General features: G+C 50.9%; 13 protein-coding genes and 1 pseudogene. 8 read left to right on the top strand and 6 right to left on the bottom strand.

The window, feature by feature from the left end; all coding sequences use genetic code 11:
- The first annotated feature begins 138 nt into the window (after positions 1-138).
- On the top strand, positions 139-2,055 hold the full coding sequence (locus CAter10_RS20465) for a potassium transporter Kup (protein ID WP_417924732.1): 1,917 nt from the start codon (positions 139-141) through the stop codon (positions 2,053-2,055).
- A 62-nt stretch (positions 2,056-2,117) separates the two neighbouring features.
- Here the strand turns inward: CAter10_RS20465 and trmB are convergent, their stop codons facing one another.
- Positions 2,118-2,825, bottom strand: a complete 708-nt coding sequence (gene trmB / locus CAter10_RS20460) for a tRNA (guanine(46)-N(7))-methyltransferase TrmB (protein ID WP_061534898.1) — start codon at positions 2,823-2,825, stop codon at positions 2,118-2,120.
- Here trmB and CAter10_RS22655 point away from each other — a divergent pair.
- A complete protein-coding gene (locus CAter10_RS22655; RefSeq protein WP_128083160.1) occupies positions 2,824-3,021 on the top strand; it encodes a hypothetical protein in 198 nt (65 codons plus the stop codon). The genes trmB and CAter10_RS22655 overlap by 2 nt on opposite strands.
- On the opposite strand, the gene CAter10_RS20455 is transcribed toward CAter10_RS22655, so the two are convergent.
- The 3 genes and pseudogenes from CAter10_RS20455 to CAter10_RS20445 all read right to left on the bottom strand — a co-directional run.
- Complete coding sequence (locus tag CAter10_RS20455) at positions 3,013-3,270, bottom strand: BTH_I0359 family protein (RefSeq protein ID WP_014008142.1); 258 nt, start codon at positions 3,268-3,270, stop codon at positions 3,013-3,015. The genes CAter10_RS22655 and CAter10_RS20455 overlap by 9 nt on opposite strands.
- 310 nt (positions 3,271-3,580) lie before the next feature.
- On the bottom strand, positions 3,581-4,003 hold the full coding sequence (locus CAter10_RS20450) for a peptidase associated/transthyretin-like domain-containing protein (protein ID WP_061534897.1): 423 nt from the start codon (positions 4,001-4,003) through the stop codon (positions 3,581-3,583).
- Between the two features lie 178 nt (positions 4,004-4,181).
- Positions 4,182-4,847: pseudogene (locus CAter10_RS20445) on the bottom strand (ATP-binding protein); the annotation flags it as partial.
- A 132-nt stretch (positions 4,848-4,979) separates the two neighbouring features.
- Here CAter10_RS20445 and CAter10_RS20440 point away from each other — a divergent pair.
- The 4 genes from CAter10_RS20440 to CAter10_RS22190 are packed head-to-tail and all read left to right on the top strand — an operon-like array spanning position 4,980 to position 9,600.
- Positions 4,980-5,648: a heteromeric transposase endonuclease subunit TnsA gene (locus CAter10_RS20440; protein WP_061534896.1), complete on the top strand. Its 669-nt coding sequence runs from the start codon at positions 4,980-4,982 to the stop codon at positions 5,646-5,648.
- Complete coding sequence (locus tag CAter10_RS20435) at positions 5,645-7,537, top strand: Mu transposase C-terminal domain-containing protein (protein WP_061534895.1); 1,893 nt, start codon at positions 5,645-5,647, stop codon at positions 7,535-7,537. The genes CAter10_RS20440 and CAter10_RS20435 overlap by 4 nt, the downstream gene beginning before the upstream one ends.
- 3 nt (positions 7,538-7,540) lie before the next feature.
- Positions 7,541-8,446: a TniB family NTP-binding protein gene (locus tag CAter10_RS20430; RefSeq protein ID WP_061534894.1), complete on the top strand. Its 906-nt coding sequence runs from the start codon at positions 7,541-7,543 to the stop codon at positions 8,444-8,446.
- Complete coding sequence (locus CAter10_RS22190) at positions 8,446-9,600, top strand: TniQ family protein (RefSeq protein WP_082798009.1); 1,155 nt, start codon at positions 8,446-8,448, stop codon at positions 9,598-9,600. Before CAter10_RS20430 ends, CAter10_RS22190 begins: the two co-directional genes overlap by 1 nt.
- A gap of 387 nt (positions 9,601-9,987) precedes the next feature.
- Here the strand turns inward: CAter10_RS22190 and CAter10_RS20420 are convergent, their stop codons facing one another.
- Together CAter10_RS20420 and CAter10_RS20415 are read right to left on the bottom strand one after the other, a co-directional pair.
- Positions 9,988-10,848 carry a hypothetical protein gene (locus tag CAter10_RS20420; RefSeq protein WP_061537477.1) on the bottom strand — a complete coding sequence of 287 codons (861 nt, stop codon included), beginning with the start codon at positions 10,846-10,848 and terminating at the stop codon, positions 9,988-9,990.
- The gene (locus tag CAter10_RS20415; protein ID WP_197467153.1) at positions 10,849-11,832 is read right to left on the bottom strand and encodes an MOSC domain-containing protein; all 984 of its coding nucleotides are present in this window, start codon (positions 11,830-11,832) and stop codon (positions 10,849-10,851) included.
- Between the two features lie 466 nt (positions 11,833-12,298).
- On the opposite strand from CAter10_RS20415, the gene CAter10_RS20410 reads away from it, so the two are divergent.
- Both CAter10_RS20410 and CAter10_RS20405 read left to right on the top strand, forming a co-directional pair.
- Positions 12,299-14,626 carry an AAA family ATPase gene (locus CAter10_RS20410; RefSeq protein ID WP_061534891.1) on the top strand — a complete coding sequence of 776 codons (2,328 nt, stop codon included), beginning with the start codon at positions 12,299-12,301 and terminating at the stop codon, positions 14,624-14,626.
- Positions 14,623-16,518, top strand: coding sequence for a UvrD-helicase domain-containing protein (locus tag CAter10_RS20405; RefSeq protein WP_061534890.1), 1,896 nt, complete (start codon positions 14,623-14,625; stop codon positions 16,516-16,518). Before CAter10_RS20410 ends, CAter10_RS20405 begins: the two co-directional genes overlap by 4 nt.
- Positions 16,519-16,544: the final 26 nt, after the last annotated feature.

Genomic DNA, 16,544 nt, shown 5'->3' with positions numbered 1-16,544 from the left:
CGCAAATTAGTTTCCGATCAGGGTTCGATAGTAAAATCCGCCACCTTGTGCAATGCGTCAAAAAGATTTTAAAAAAGCAACAATGAGAAGTAAGTGGTCCATGCGTTCCCGGACGCAGGACTTGCCCTTACCAACAAGATGAGAGAAACCATGAGCAATACGCAAACCAGCGGTAACAGCGCCGGATTCAAGTCATCCCGTCTGCACATTATCACGCTGGCCGCACTGGGGATCGTGTTCGGCGATATCGGCACCAGTCCACTGTACTCGTTGAAAGAATGCTTCAGCACGGAACACGGGATCCCGTTCACACCCGACGGCGTGCTGGGGATTATCTCGATGCTGTTCTGGGCGATCACGATCGTCGTGTCGCTGAAATATGTATTGTTCGTGATGCGGGCCGACAATAACGGCGAAGGCGGCGTGCTGGCATTGATGGCGTTGTCGCTGCGCACCGCTCAGCATGGCTCACGGCGCGCCAAGACTCTGATGATGCTAGGCGTATTCGGCGCCTGCATGTTCTACGGCGACGTTGTGATTACGCCGGCCATCTCCGTGCTGTCGGCGGTGGAGGGGCTGGAAATTGCGACGCCGGGGCTTACCCGCTTCGTGTTGCCGCTATCGCTGATCATCCTGATTGGCCTGTTCCTGATCCAGAAGCACGGCACCACCGTGGTCGGCAAACTGTTCGGTCCGGTGATGTTCATCTGGTTCCTGTCGCTTGGCCTATTGGGTATCTTCAATGTGATCAAGGCGCCGCAAATCCTGGCCGCGATCAATCCCTACTATGCCTACGCGTTCATGCAGGCGCATGCGTTGCAGGCGTTCGTCGTGCTGGGTTCGGTGGTGCTGGTGCTGACCGGCGCGGAAGCCCTGTATGCTGACATGGGGCACTTTGGCATCCGTCCGATTCGTTTTGCCTGGTTGTACACCGTCATGCCTTGCCTGCTGTTGAATTATTTCGGCCAGGGCGCCAACCTGCTGGTTAATCCGAGCGCGATCCAGAACCCGTTCTATCTGATGGTGCCGGACGCGTTGCTGGTACCCATGGTGATCCTTGCGACCGCAGCCACCGTGATCGCATCGCAGGCCGTGATTTCCGGCGCGTTCTCGCTGACCAGCCAGGCCATCTTGCTGGGCTTCGTGCCGCGCATGCGCATCTTGCACACCTCTGAAGATGAACGCGGCCAGATCTATATCCCGATGATTAACTGGATGCTGCTGATACTAGTGGTGGCAGTAGTGCTGGCTTTCAAGAAATCCGACAATCTGGCTGCCGCGTATGGCGTCGCGGTGACCACCACCATGCTGATCACCACGGTGCTGGCGGCAGTGGTCATGCGCACCGTATGGAAATGGAATCCTTTCCTGGTGGCGCTGGTCATCAGCGCTTTCTTCGTTGTCGACTTTGCGTTTTTTGCGGCCAACCTGCTGAAGATTGTCGACGGCGGCTGGTTCCCGCTGCTGCTCGGTGGATTCGCTTTCTTCCTGTTGATGACCTGGTACGCCGGCCGCATGCTGTTGCGTGAACGCACCAAGGATGAAGGGATTCCGCTGGAGCCGTTCGTCGAAGGCCTGCTGGCCCATCCGCCGCACCGGGTCGAGGGCACTGCCGTATTCATGACTGGCAACGTCGATACGGTGCCGGTGGCGATGCTGCACAACCTGAAGCACAACCGTATCCTGCACAAGCGTGTGTTCTTCCTGAAGATCAGCATCTGGGACGTGCCTTTCGTTGAAGACAGCAAACGCCTTACCTTGCGTGAACTGGGCAAGGATGTGTATGTCCTACGTGCAGCCTTCGGCTTCAAGGAAGCGCCGGACGTGCAGACCGTGATGGCGCTGACCACAGCCCAGTTCGGCCTGGAGTTTGACGTGATGGACACGTCGTTCTTCCTGGCGCGCGACACTGTGATCCCGAGCAAGATTCCGGGCATGCAGTTGTGGCGCGAAAAGCTGTTTGCGTGGATGTATCAGAATGCCGCCAAACCGTCCGACTTTTTCCATATCCCGGTCAATCGGGTGGTTGAGCTGGGCACCAAAGTCGAAATTTAAGCGCTACACCCTTCAGCGGAAGCCGTCCTGGCTTCCGCTTCTACACAGGATCGGATGTCACGCTACGTGGCGCTCCGGTCCTGGTTTCCCCCGGGTTTGCCGAGCTGTACCTGGCAACGCCACAATTGATGTCCCGAAGCCAGGTATTTACTCTCGAACGGCGTGATTGGTGCTGCCGTTTCATATGGTTCGCAGCCGACATCGATGCCAGTCAACTGCGTCAGCGCACTGGCGCATTCCTCCACATAGATCTGCCAATTGCTGCGGCATTCGAGAATGCCGCCCAGCGCGACGATATCCGGAAACACAGGATGGCCGTGCCAGCGCCGACTCAGCTGGCCAATCTTTGGCCACGGATTCGGATAGAGCAGGTAATGGCGTGCCGGATAAATCCGTGCCGCCAATAACAGGCGCCAGTAATCCACCAGGTCGGCACGGATCCGGATGAAGTTTTGCGGTTGCGGCGTATTGCCGGACCACAGCGTATTGCGGCCAACCCGGTCCGCCGACTGGTCGACACCGATCACGAAATGATCCTGGTATTCGGCCGCCAGGTGCATGGTCGACAAGCCGACCCCGCAACCCGCGTCCAGGATCAATGGAGCACTGCCAGCAGCACGCCAGGCGGTGATGCTGGTGTCGAATGCAGCCTGGTTATAGCTGCTGACCGGTTTCTGGAATTTGTGTGCTGCGTGCTTGGCGACAGTTGCCGCGAGCTGGTCATGGACGCCGGTTTGCGCGCTGTGGATGGGACTGGAGTTGGCGAACATGAAACGTGAAGATGAGAGTTGGGCACGCTACAGGACGCCTGCCGACTATCTGCCGATCGGCGCGTTGCTGTGTGCCAGGTACGCCAGTTTAACCGTTGCAGAGGAGCGGACAAAACAAAAGCCGCCCCGCCCGCCTGCTTTTGCTGCAAGGCGGGTGGGAAACGGAGTTGATCTGGATGTGTCCGGCTTACTGTAAGGTTACGGGCTGGCTCATCATCGAGTCGTAATTGCCCAGAAAAGCATCAATATCTTCGATGCTCGGCTCTGTTGCGATCAGATCTTCGACCCCTTTACGGAAAAACTCTGCCAAGGCACCAGCAATAAAAATCTCGCGCTTGAACGATTTATCGACGATTTCATAGCCTCCGAAACGCAAAGCCTCACGTTGTTCATCGGCACCAAATTCGACGACGCTGTATTGGTCACTGTTATAAATCAGGTTCATATGCGCTCCCGGTAATTAAGACAGAAGGTAATGATCGAGTAAGCAGTTTTCAAGCCAGCTGGTGAAAATATTATTTTTTAGCTCCTTTTTCGATAGACATGTTTCTGTTGGGACAGACATATTTCACTGACAAAAGAATCGATGCATTTGTTTCACAATCGCTTCGTTACATAGTACGCCAGAGATCAAGTTTGTCACGTACTAAATATTGATGAACGCAATGCATTTTTACTAAAAATCTATTCAATATTTGCATATCGCCGAACGCTGCCAAGAAGCGTCCTCATCGGCAATACCTGGCTGTTGGAATCTACTCAATCCATTCAAACATGATGTGCTGATGCGATCCCGTGGTGATGGCAACATCGCGGGTTTTCGATTGTCCATTCTTGATGGCTTCGATGCGATAGCGCCCGGGAGGCAACTGCGCCAGGAAGAACGGGCCCTTTGATACTGCATCGAGAACGGTCTGGCTGTGGGCGTCGCTGATTTTCACGTGGACGTCGGCAGTAAATTCATCTTTGGGTGTTGCCTTGACGACAAATTCAAGCTCCAGCGGATAATTTTTTGCTTCCCGCTGCATGGTGGCTGCTTCGTCTTCTCCGATGCCGCCGGACAGATAGCCGGCAGCTGCTGCGGCGGTGCGCGTGTCCTGCGCCTGTGCTGCATTGGCTCCGACAGCCGCCGTGGCAGTGATCAGCGCGGCTAGTGCAAAAAGAATCTGCTTGTTCATGATGCGTCCTCCAGAAAAGTGCAGGTCGGTACGGCAACGAATAAGCTGGGTTAGCTCACAACTACAGAATAGGAGAATAAAATTAAAACAAGCTTAAATTCGCTGGATTGTGCGAATTTTGCAATTTCCGTCGCGTAATGGCGACGTGATGTGATTTCCGGTGAAGCAGTTGCAACGGCTAGGTATCGCGCAGCGCCCGTCGATACTGTATCGCCTCCGCCACATGCGCCGCGGCAATGTTGTCCGCGCCGGCCAGATCGGCAATGGTGCGCGCTACTTTCAGCGCGCGATGATAGCCGCGCGCCGACCAGTGCAGATGTGTCATTGCGTTGCGCAGTATGTTTTCACCCGCGCTGTCAGGTTTGCAGAAACGGTCGATTTCAGCGGTCGACAAGGCCTGGTTCTGCTTGCCTTGGCGCGACAGCTGAATCGCGTGCACCTGTTCGACGCGAGCTGCGATCAGCGCCGACGATTCGCCATCGGCTTGCTGCAGCAATTGCTCGTGGGGCAGCGCCGGCACCTGGATCTGCATGTCGATGCGATCCAGCAGCGGCCCGGAGATTTTATTCTGATAGCGGGCGATGTTGTCCGGCGTACAGCGGCATTCCTTGGTTGCGTGGCCCTGATAGCCGCAGGGGCAGGGATTCATCGCTGCAATCAATTGAAAGCGAGCGGGAAAATCGGCCTGACGGGCAGCCCTTGAAATGGTGATGTGACCTGATTCGAGCGGTTCGCGCAACACCTCGAGGACACGACGATCGAACTCCGGCAGTTCATCAAGGAATAAAACGCCCCTATGCGCCAGCGAAATCTCGCCGGGGCGCGGTGGGCTACCACCGCTGACATTTCCTTCGTTAATCTGTACTGTAGTGACGTCAAAGTAATAATCTCATAACGATCAATGTTACTGATAAACAACGATATCGTTTACTGAGTTATATTTTCTATCGATCACGTGTACTGATTAAGATTCGCTATGCCAATACGCCAAATCCCGAAAAATTATCGTAACGTTACAGGTATTGCTACAAGTGTAAAAGCCGACGGATCGGCTGCATTCGAGTCTACTCTAGAGCGTGATTTCTTGATGGTGCTCGAGTTCGATTTGAACGTTCAGCAGTTTGAAGTACAGCCAGTTCAAATTGATTGGAGTGACTCCGAAGGACAGCCGCGACGCTATACGCCGGATGTTTTGGTGGAATATCGCCGTGATATCGTGCCCGCCAAGAATTTTCGCCCGATGCTTTGCGAGGTCAAGTACCGAGAAGATCTTCGAGAAGAATGGGCCGAAATACGTCCCAAATTAAAAGCTGGCTTTAAATATGCCAAACAGCATGGATGGCGATTCAAGATTTTTACTGAAGAGGAAATTCGAACGCCATATTTGGATAACGCTCGTTTTCTACTCACCTATATGCGTCAAGAACTGAACGAGGTTCATGCGGAGCTACTGCTGGGGCGCTTGTCGGAGATGCGTGAAGCTGACCCAAATAGTTTGGGTAGCGCAGTATTTCGTGACCGCTGGGCGCGTGCTGAGTTGCTGCCGGCACTTTGGCACCTTATAGCAAATCGGCGAATAGGTACGGATCTCGGTCTGCCATTGACAATGTTTTCGAGAATTTGGAGCAAGGATATCGTGCGATGAAAATACTGCAACCCGCCTTGCTTACGCTGCAGCAAGGAAGCATTGTTTATCATAAGGGCCATCAATACACCATTACGTACATCATGGACCTTGAGTCCATCTTGGGACGTGAAATAGAAAGTGGAGAGGTCACTCGTCTGCCAATTGCTGAGCTGTCCGGCAAACCGTCTGGAACGGCGCTGGCTAAGCGTCCGGATCTCAACGCAATTCCAGACGAGGACTGGCAGGTCGCCCAGCAGCGATTCGAAATAATACAGCCGCTGGTTAATATGCCGGAAAGAACGCGAACCGATGTCGAGAATCGTTCTGTCGAATTCGATCTGCATACCAATACGTTATATGGTTGGATCAAGCTGTATGAAGAGAGCGGCACATTAACTTCCTTAATGCCTCGTCAACGGAGTGACTTAGGTTCTACCAAGTTGCCGACTGAGCTTGAAATTATTATCAAATCAGTGATTGAGGAGGAATATCTTAGCAAACAACAAAAATCCATCCAAAAAGTGTGTGATGAAGTTCGTCGTCTCTGCACAAACGCTGGAATTACGCCGCCTCATTGTAATACTGTCCGCAACCGAATTGCTAAGTTGTCGGAAGAGCTTAAGCTATCGCGGCGGCGTGGCAGACGCGCCGCGGAAGAGCGCTTTGCGCCAATCGAAGGTAACTTCCCTAACGCGGATTGGCCGCTAGCGGTAGTGCAAATTGACCATACCAAACTGGACATCATTTTGGTCGATGACGTGTATCGGCAGCCACTCGACCGACCATGGATTACCCTTGCGATTGATGTGTTCAGCAGGATGGTATACGGCTTCTATATTTCATTTGATCCACCCGGAGCTCTCTCAACAGGCCTATGTCTTGCACAAGCGATTTTGTCCAAAGATAAATGGCTTGCTAAACATGGCATCGGAACTTCCTGGCCATGCTGGGGATTACCAAAGACTTTGCACATGGACAATGCCAAGGAGTTTCGTGGAGCCATGCTACAGCGGGCGTGCAGCGAATATGGTATTAACATCGAATGGCGCCCTGTGGCGAGACCACATTTTGGAGGGCACATTGAGCGGTTGCTGGGGACACTTCTTCGAGAGGTCCACACACTTCCAGGTTCGACGTTCTCGAATCCTAACGCGCGTGGAGAATATGATTCAGAGGGGAATGCCGCGCTGACGTTGGCAGAATTGGAAAAATGGTTAGCAACGTATATCACCGAGGTCTATCATCAACGTACGCACACTGGCATTGGCATGCCTCCTATTAGAAAATACGAGGAAGGAATTTTCGGGACAAAGAGCCGTCCAGGCATTGGCATGCCAGCTAAGATTCTTGACGAGGATCGGCTACGGCAGGATTTCATGCCATTTGAAGAGCGGACTGTTCAGGATTACGGCGTGGTAATTGATGAAATTCATTACTACCATGATGTGCTACGCCGCTGGATTAGCGCAACTATACCAGGCAAGGCGAAACTCAAGCGCAAGTTCATATTCAAACGAGATCCTCGCGATATCAGCACAATCTGGTTCTTCGATCCTGAGCTCAATATTTATTTCCCAATTCCCTACCGAGATACATCGCATCCACCAATTAGTATTTGGGAATTGCGGAAAATTCGTAAGCAATTGGAATTGGAAGGTAAGCAGGATATCAACGAGCGGTTGATTTTTGACGCTTACGAACGGATGCGCGAAATTGAGCTAGGTGCGAAAGCTGCAACTAAGCAGGTTAGGAAGGCGGTGCAACGCCGACCGAATGGACAAACCGATTTGTCTCCCAAAAATTCGCTTCTCCACTCATCTCAGATCCAAACTTCGACAAATGAATCGAAAGACGCTTCACAGCGGCGCGAGCCAATTGCGCCATTTGATGAGATGGAGGAGTATTGAACAATGAATAAAGTAGTAGATTATTCCCACCTTAACGAGAGTGCCGCTAAGTTGCTGGAACTTAGCGACGTTGAACGGATTAATCGTATCCGGTCATCGCGTTGGATTGGCTATCCAAAAGCCAAAGAGATTCTCGCGAAACTTGAAGATTTGCTCGTTTACCCAAAGATGCATCGCATGCCTAACTTGCTAATCATTGGTGATACCAACAATGGTAAAACAATGCTTGTGCAACGCTTCAATCAGCTTCATCCGTCATATGATGCTCCGGATGGCGATGCAATCATAGCGCCAGTAATGGTAGTGCAGGCACCTCCAGTACCTGATGAAAGCCGTTTTTATAGTGAAATTCTCGAGCAACTTTTCGCATCATTTCGACATAATGATCGAGTGGAAAAGAAGCAATACCAGGTGATCAAATTGCTGCGTTATATAAATTTGAAGGTCTTAGTAATCGACGAAATTCACTCGATACTGGCGGGTAATTTGAACAAGCAACGGACTTTCCTGAACGTAGTTAAGTACCTTGGTAACGAATTGCAAATCCCCATTGTGGGGGTCGGGACCAAAGATGCATTTCGTGCTATCCAGACCGACCCACAACTTGCCAATCGGTTCGAGCCTGTTGTTCTGCAACGCTGGTCATTCGATAATAATTTTCTGCGATTGTTAGTGAGTTTTGAGCGCATGTTGCCACTCCGAGAGCCATCTAACTTGCATGAAAGTGAGTTGGCAATGAAACTTCTGGCCGTGAGTGAAGGCTATATTGGCGAGCTTTCCAGGCTACTCGTACAGGCCGCCGTGCGGGCAGTAGAGACTGGCAAGGAAAAGATAGATGCCAAATTAGTCGATTCATTAGGTTGGGTGGCACCGTCAGAGAGAAAACGTCACGCCGATAAGGTATTGTGATGTTATCAGGAGGATTATTACCGGCGCACCCGAAGCCGCAATCCGACGAGCTCTTTAGTTCATGGTTGGCGAGAGTCGCAAGAGCAAATGGACAGAAACTGCATACTTTTTGCCGTATGGCATTCGGTGAAATATCTATTTGGAATCGTGATATAGATAAATCAGTAACGCCAAACATCCTTGCGGTGTTGGCTGGAGAAACCGGTACCAGTTACCAACGCGCACAGCAAACTTCACTTGCTTCATTTGAGGGGTACTTGTACGAGCAGCATAATCCCAGTGGTACAACACCATGGATCTTACCGGCAGGGGTATATCATCGTGTTCGTCGCCGCTACGGATTGCAATTTTGTCCGCAATGCCTAGCTAGTGATAACGAGCCATATTTTCGTCGATCCTGGCGCATCGCACTCTATACCGCATGTCCACTGCACGGATGCCGACTGTTAGATCGCTGTCCGGAATGCGGTGCGGTGGTGATGTTCCATCGACGCGATTTCCAGGATAAGGAAAATCCTGATCACGAGTCGCTTACAAGCTGTCATGCTTGTGGCTTCGATTTGATCTTTTCTCCACGAATCAACTCGGATGATTCGGTTGTACGTTTTCTTCAATCTGTTACGCAAATATTGTCCCAGGGATGGGGCGAGTTACCTCAATTTGGAGTTGTGTATTCGGTTTTGTATTTTGAAGGTATAAGACATTTGATGAAATTAGTGACGACAGATAAATACTGCTCACAGCGACTTAGGAATATTGGGTTGGTGACCGATCTCAGCAAAAATGTGAGAGGGCGAAGCATCGAATATTTGGATATTGACGCTCGTTATGAGGCGACACGAAGTGTGGCTGAGATGATTTTAGATTGGCCGATAATATTTATTAATGACTGCAAGAAAGCAAATCTTTACATGGCCTATCTAATGAAAGATTTTGAAAATGCGCCATGGTGGTATGCAGCGCCTGTGAAGTGGAACCTGATACACGCGAGTTATCGCCCCAACAAGAATGAAGTTGATAGCGTTGTTTCATGGCTGCAGAGTGAAAGTATACGAGTCAGTGCGCAACGAGTAAGTCGACTTCTTGGGGTTCGTGATTCAAAACTTGTTAAAAAAATAGTTGCTAAGGGAAATGGAAAAAAACAAACTGCATAATAATTAATCTGATGCACGTTTTGGATTTACACGCTGCACTGATCCAGTTTTGTATTTGGCATGGATCCCGGCGCATGCATGGAAAATGTGTGTGCGCTAGAAGTTTCAAGTGCGTGGCGGGCTTTTTGCCAAGAGCAAAAATGGGGCAAACGCAGATGCAATTTCACTTTCTGGCCCAAGGTCATACCAATCCAGATCTCAACAGATGCTGAGTGCAACTCGTTGACAGATAGCTGCTCTCAACGACAAGGCACCTAAGTTTTTTTGATCTCGGTTTGGCGGTGACAATAATTCGTCATCGGAGTTTTTTGACGTTTTTTATCATATCGATGGGCGCAACTCCGCATCAGCGAAGATATATTCGACAAGCTATCGACGGCCGCTCACTTAATGCCCCTCAGCGGTCAAGACGTCTCCCAGGGAGGCGCGTGCACTGGCTGGAAATGCAAACGTCACTTTGGCGCGCGCGCGCGACAACGGCTCAGGACGAATCAATGCATGTTTTCCTGTCTTGGTCGAATGAGTCCATTTTTGACGTTTCTCATCGTCCGTTCCAAGTCCGTCATCCATGTGTGCAAGATGAGATGCTGCCAGGCCGGTAGTTCCCGTCGGAACAGGCGCTCGCTCGGGGGCCGGCGGGCTCGGCCTAATTACCAGGGCGATAAACGGTGCGCCTTTGAAGCAGCGCGTAAAGGGCATCGGCTCAAATGATGCGATTCCCAGTGCCCACGATTCATACTCTCGATTGGGAGCAATCCACCGCAAGCCAACTTGAATCGATTCTCCAGATTCGCTTTGAAGCCATCCGGTGTCGACGCAACTCCAACGATCATGCCCGCCGAGTTTTCGTACGATCTCAACCGCCTCTTCGACAGTGCCTTCCGCGGGGAAGAGAAGTTGGATGGCTTCTGCGCCCGATTCCGCTGCGGCATCAATTATCCCGGTGACATGGTCTGCTTCCCATGGCCCAGCTACCACGGCTGAATACCATCGGACCGCTTCGGTGTCGCGAGCCAGGGCTACAGCAAAAAGGCAAGCAATTTGTCCTTGTGCATACCACTCAAAAAGGAGATCGCCCCAAAGGTGTCGTTCGTTTTCACGTACCGATGCAACGCTTTCCGCTCGCCCCGCCTCCACAGCCCATGTCGCCAAACTGTCGAATGACGGAAAAGATCGACTATCCGTATCGCTAATCGTTCTCGTGACATCGCGTTTTGCCCGGGTGTTTGTCTTCTTTGGTTTGTTCAATTAGCTCAGCCAGCTATCGTAGTCGCTGGGTAGCGCATCACTGACTTCTGGGTAAGGCTTGGGATTAAAATTTTGTGCCGTATCGTTCTTTAGCGATCGGCCTTTGGTCAAGAGAACATTTACTGCGCCGAAATTGAGTGCATCTTCCGTGCGGCCGGAGTCAGATAGCGATTTTGTCATTTGATGTTTGACTTGTGCGTACGTGTTGTCTTCTTTTTGCATTTTATTCTCCAAATGAGGAGTGACATGATGAGGAGTGCTACGAATTTCGGAAACACCGTCGATAAAGTTTGTGCTCACGTTGAACAGCTCACTTCCAAGCCAACGCGGTCTAGTCGACTGACTGCGGACGGAAACGGCTTTGCTTGAATAACCGGTACCCATCTCCTTCAACACACGAGGAAACACACGGCAATAGCCTGAGGGCACGCCGGCAATGCGTGCCAATTGCTTGTACTCGACCACTTGGCCAGATGGCATTGACGACAAGATCATTCTAATCCTGTCGCGCCAATCCAGAGACCAAGATGGCATTAACAATTCGAAATACCTGACCCGATCCCCAGGTCTAATTTCGCCTCCTCGCAAGACTCGCGAAAGCATGCCACGCTGGTTGCCAATTACCTTGGATAAGTCAGCCTTTTGAACATTAAGGTGCCCGCAGGCTTCGCACTGAAACATAAGCCACAACGCAACAGACGAGCCAATACACAACACGCCTCCGGATTTCAATCTCGAGACATCGGCATCTAGAAGTAGGTTCTCCCGAAGCGAGTTTGGGTTTAGATCAAACGATTCATATGCACTTGTACTTGCAAGGAGGACCTGGCGAGGCGACAACGGGTCGGCATGCATGTCGCCCTCGAGTCCGATACCACTTATAGCATTAACCTGCGGCAAGGATTGCGGTTCAACACTGCGCAAGCGGCGTATCTTGACGTCGCGTACTGTGCCTATGTCTTGATTGTAGCTTGCCGTCAACATTTACGTACTCTGAAGAGTGGCATAGCGTCTTTGGGCTGGAGTTAAGTAAAATGCAATATCTTCGAGCAATTTGTGGATTATAACAGCGAAGCAATGGGCAGATCTTTCGAAGTGTAACGTCGCTATGTCGCCTACCGTTTATAGGCGCAACTACCGCAGCCGCTGTGCTGCAATTCGTGAATTCATACTCAGTATAGAAATCCACAATGAAATCACAAGTACGGTCACTGAAGGCTCCCAATCCTCGCGAAAACGGTAGTCATTGCCCGGTTTTTAATGATTCTCAATGCCTCAGAGTCGATGAAAATAATCTTTCCAATTAATCAATAAAAGTATACAGTTTCCAATAGGCATGCCTTCCGCATGCCTCATCCATCCGTTTTTGATGCTATCAGCGAGCAACGCAGCTTGCTCCGACCGGTTGTAGCAAGCAAGCTCAGGATAGATTCATCATTAGGGAGCGGGAATGCATATCGAGATTGTTGAAATCGGAAACTTCAGAAAATTACTTGGAGTCCGTATTGGTCTATCTAAAGAAAAAACCATCTTTGTTGGTGCCAATAATAGTGGCAAGACCTCGGCAATGATAGCGTTACGGCACTTCTTAGTGGATCGGGAACGAGCAAAGTTTTCGCTTAATGACTTCACGCTTTCGCACTGGCCGACAATCGACGCGATGGGTAAAGCATGGGAAGCTGCAAAGGCCGCGGACGCAGAGCTTCCTGTGCCGGATTTGAGTCCTGTACTTCCGTATCTTGATGTTTGGTTGACCGTCGCAAAAACCGAGGCTCACTATGTTCAGAAACTTATTCCCACGCTTGATTGGGATGGAGGTCGTCTCGGAGTTCGTTTAAGATTTGAGCCTCGAGAGGGATTGCAGTTTCAGAAAGATTTCCTTGCTGCTCGCGAGGATGCCAAGGCCATTCAGGCCGTTGACGAACCTCAGCTCAATGACGATGGCGTGCCGGTTGCGAAATCGATCATGCTCTGGCCCAGAAGCTTGAGCGAGTTTCTCCAACGCCGGCTGGGAAAACTCTTTGTAGTCAAATCGTATATTCTCGATCCGACCAAACTAGTTGACCCGGAGTTCGGCGTTGCACATCCTCAAGTCATAGGAAGCGATGCGGAACCAATCGATGGGGAGCCCTTCAAGGGCCTCATCCGAATTGATGAGATTAGTGCTCAACGAGGCTTTGGACAGTCGGATGGAATAAAAGATTCGGAAGACGACAATGCAGCAGCAGGTGCGTCGGCAACTCGCAAAATGTCGGATCAATTACGGCGCTACTGGAACCGGCATCTAGACCCTTATGAAAATCCAGACGCTCGGGATTTACGGGCGCTAAAGGCGATCGAGGATGCGCAAAAAGCATTTGACGATCGCCTAAGAGAAGGATTCGCGCCAGCTCTCAAGGAGGTTGAAGGGCTCGGTTATCCAGGTGTGACAGATCCACGCCTAAACATTTCGACACGCCTCAGGCCAATTGACGGTCTGAATCATGAGGCCGCGGTCCAATATATGATTCAGATAGTCGATGGAGAAAATTCATTCGATCTGAACCTTCCGGAAGACTCCAACGGACTGGGATATCAGAACCTGATCTCTATGGTGTTCCGGCTGATGAGTTTTAGGGATGCGTGGATGCGTGTCGGCAAAGCGAGTTCGACGAAAACTGATATGCCAGGCGCACTTGTACCGCCCTTGCATCTCGTATTGATCGAGGAGCCAGAAGCTCACTTGCATACGCAGGTGCAACAGGTCTTCATTCGACAGGCCTACGATATTCTCAGAAAACACCCTGAGCTTGAAAAAAACGGATCTATCCTCTCCACTCAGATGGTTGTGAGCACACATTCGAGTCATGTCGCTCATGAATGCGAGTTCGATACACTGCGCTATTTTCGTCGCTTGCCTGCGAGTGTCCGCAGTGTACCGACATCGTGTGTCGTCAACCTAGGAAATGTGTTCGGAGCCGACCAAGACACAAGACGCTTCGTTACCAGATATCTGAATGTCACTCATTGCGACCTTTTCTTCGCGGATGCTGCAGTTTTGGTCGAAGGGCCTGCGGAGCGGATTCTAGTCCCCTTCTTTATGCGTAATCAACCTGACCTTCATGACCTGGCAGAATGCTATGTCACCTGGCTGGAAATCGGAGGGAGTCACGCTCACCGACTACGCCCATTGATCGAGCATCTCGGGCTAACGACGCTCGTAGTGACCGATCTTGACGCCATGACAGCAGAGAGGAAGACCATCGCTCCCCTGAGAGGTGCTGGTCAAAAATCACGCAATACCACGTTGGGTAGTTGGTGGCCCGGTAAGGACGATTTGGATGTACTTCTCGACGTCAAATCCGACGAAAAAATTAAAGTCTATGCCAACGAGCGCTTCGCGATTCGGGTTGCGTATCAATGTCCGATAGATATTGAATTCAACGGGAACAAGACTGAAGCAATTTCAAACACGCTTGAAGATGCGCTTGTCTTCCAGAATCTCGATTTTTTTGCGAAAACCAACGGTAACGGTCTATTCTCTCGCTTCAAGATCTCCATCGAAAAGAGTAAAACGGTCACCGAGCTTGGTAGCGCACTCTTTGAGGACCTGAAGGGTGGGGGCAAAGCGGAGTTTGCACTCGATCTGCTCGATATACAGGATCCGAACGCCTTACGTCCTCCGCTCTATATCAAGGAGGGCTTGCTATGGCTTGCAAGCCAGCTCAGGAAGCAACAGCAAGAGCTTGGCGTTGCTACGTCAACGTTAAATGGAGTACCAGAAGCGGAGGAAAAATGACCGCCGCACCATTGGCCGCGTCAAATACTGATCTAGATGATCACGTCGACAATGAGATTGCCGAATATATCAATCTAGATAAACCACGCAGCTTCTTCCTCTTTGCTGGAGCTGGGTCAGGGAAAACGAGATCTTTAGTCAAAGCGCTAAGCCACATCCGTAGTACACACGGACGCCAACTCGTATTTCGTGGGCAGAGGGTTGGTGTCATCACTTACACTAATGCAGCATGTGACGAGATCACGCGACGGATCGATTTCGATCCGTTGTTTTACGTGGCGACGATTCATCGCTTCGCATGGGAGCTAATTCAAGACTTTAGCTACGATATCAGAGAATGGTTGCGAACGAAGCTCGCCGCGGACATTGTCGAACTTCAGAAGGCAGAAGCAAAAGGTCGCGCAGGAACGCAAGCTTCAATTACGCGTCTTGCTCAGATTGACTCCAAAACGAGGCGCCGTCTGCAGCTCGATACGATCAAATCATTCGTTTACAGCCCGACCGGCGAGAACCGGGAGGCCAATTCTCTGAATCATTCAGAGGTCATAGAACTTTGCGCAGACTTTCTTTTGTCTAAGCCGTTAATGCAATGGATACTAGTAGGGCGGTTCCCATTTTTGCTAATCGATGAAAGCCAAGATACGAACAAGCGTCTAGTCGATGCGTTCTTCGCTACGGCCGTCAAACATCCAGAACGCTTCGCTCTTGGCCTGGTCGGAGACGTGATGCAACGCATCTATGCCGACGGCAAAGAGAAAATTGAGCAAGGTTTGCCAGAGTCATGGGCAAGGCCATCCAAAAAACTAAATCATCGATGCCCAAAACGCATTGTACGACTGATTAATCAGATTCGATCCGCTGTTGATGACCATGATCAGGAGTCCAGAAGCGATGCCATCGAAGGTTTTGTCCGACTCTTTATCCGACCTGCGAACACTCAAAATCGCCAGGCTGTCGAGAGCGCCATCCGTGCTCAGATGGCAGATATTACCGACGACGAACAATGGCGATCACTCGATGATTGCAAAATCCTTACGCTCGAACATCATATGGCTGCTACGCGGCTTGGCTTCGAAGGTATTTTGGAACCGCTGCTTGCTGTTGAGGCGTGGCGGACGAGTCTTCTCGATGGAAGCCTGCCTGCCACGCGGTTTTTTACACAGAATATCCTGCCATTAATCGAAGCTGAGCAACGTCGCGACAAGTTTGCTGTCGCGAGAATCGTGCGTTCCCGCTCACCATTATTGACTGTTGAAGCGCTAAAGGATTCCCCCGATCCGGGCGCACTCCTGCGCCGAGCACAAGATGCGGTCACCGCGCTAATGTCCCTATGGAAAAATGGCCTGCCTACCTGTGGTCAGATTCTCGACAGTGTTGCTGCGAGCGGGCTTTTCACTCTTCCCGAGGTCCTGAAAGCCATTGTCGCATTGCGATCTTCTCAAGGGAACCCGCAAACGGATGAGGCCGAGAAGGCGGATCCAGTTACGGAAGAAACTACCGCTCTATTGGGCTTTTTAGACGCCCCATTTGAGCAAGTCGGTACCTATAACACGTATGTTTCTGGCCAGGCTTCTTTCGACACCCATCAAGGCGTCAAAGGGCTGGAGTTTGATCGCGTCATGGTTCTCATGGACGATGCCGAGACACGAGGCTTCATGTTCAACTACGAGAAGCTTTTCGGTGCGAAAGCTCCCTCAAGTACCGACATTAAAAATGCTCAAGAGGGCAAGGAAACCGGGTTGGATCGGACTCGCCGGCTATTTTATGTGACATGCAGTCGTGCGGAGAAGAGCCTAGCGCTCGTGGTCTATACGGAAAATCCTGCAGCAATGAAAGCCCATGTTCTTGCTAGAAGTTGGTTCGCCGAAGACGAAATAGACGATGAATCTTGACGGCTTACCGAAATCCACTGGGACTA

The sequence above is a fragment of the Collimonas arenae genome (assembly GCF_001584165.1).
GTDB classification, from domain to species: domain Bacteria; phylum Pseudomonadota; class Gammaproteobacteria; order Burkholderiales; family Burkholderiaceae_D; genus Collimonas; species Collimonas arenae.
The sequence above is the reverse complement of the archived record's forward strand: the minus strand, read 5'-3'. Positions and strand labels throughout refer to the sequence as shown.

Bases quoted from the DNA above. Each gene is read 5' to 3' on its own strand.
- CAter10_RS20465 (WP_417924732.1), top strand. From the start codon at position 139: ATGAGAGAAACCATGAGCAATACGCAAACCAGCGGTAACAGCGCCGGA.
- CAter10_RS22655 (WP_128083160.1), top strand. From the start codon at position 2,824: ATGAAACGTGAAGATGAGAGTTGGGCACGCTACAGGACGCCTGCCGAC.
- trmB (WP_061534898.1), bottom strand. From the start codon at position 2,825: ATGTTCGCCAACTCCAGTCCCATCCACAGCGCGCAAACCGGCGTCCAT.
- CAter10_RS20455 (WP_014008142.1), bottom strand. From the start codon at position 3,270: ATGAACCTGATTTATAACAGTGACCAATACAGCGTCGTCGAATTTGGT.
- CAter10_RS20450 (WP_061534897.1), bottom strand. From the start codon at position 4,003: ATGAACAAGCAGATTCTTTTTGCACTAGCCGCGCTGATCACTGCCACG.
- CAter10_RS20440 (WP_061534896.1), top strand. From the start codon at position 4,980: ATGCCAATACGCCAAATCCCGAAAAATTATCGTAACGTTACAGGTATT.
- CAter10_RS20435 (WP_061534895.1), top strand. From the start codon at position 5,645: ATGAAAATACTGCAACCCGCCTTGCTTACGCTGCAGCAAGGAAGCATT.
- CAter10_RS20430 (WP_061534894.1), top strand. From the start codon at position 7,541: ATGAATAAAGTAGTAGATTATTCCCACCTTAACGAGAGTGCCGCTAAG.
- CAter10_RS22190 (WP_082798009.1), top strand. From the start codon at position 8,446: ATGTTATCAGGAGGATTATTACCGGCGCACCCGAAGCCGCAATCCGAC.
- CAter10_RS20415 (WP_197467153.1), bottom strand. From the start codon at position 11,832: ATGTTGACGGCAAGCTACAATCAAGACATAGGCACAGTACGCGACGTC.
- CAter10_RS20410 (WP_061534891.1), top strand. From the start codon at position 12,299: ATGCATATCGAGATTGTTGAAATCGGAAACTTCAGAAAATTACTTGGA.
- CAter10_RS20405 (WP_061534890.1), top strand. From the start codon at position 14,623: ATGACCGCCGCACCATTGGCCGCGTCAAATACTGATCTAGATGATCAC.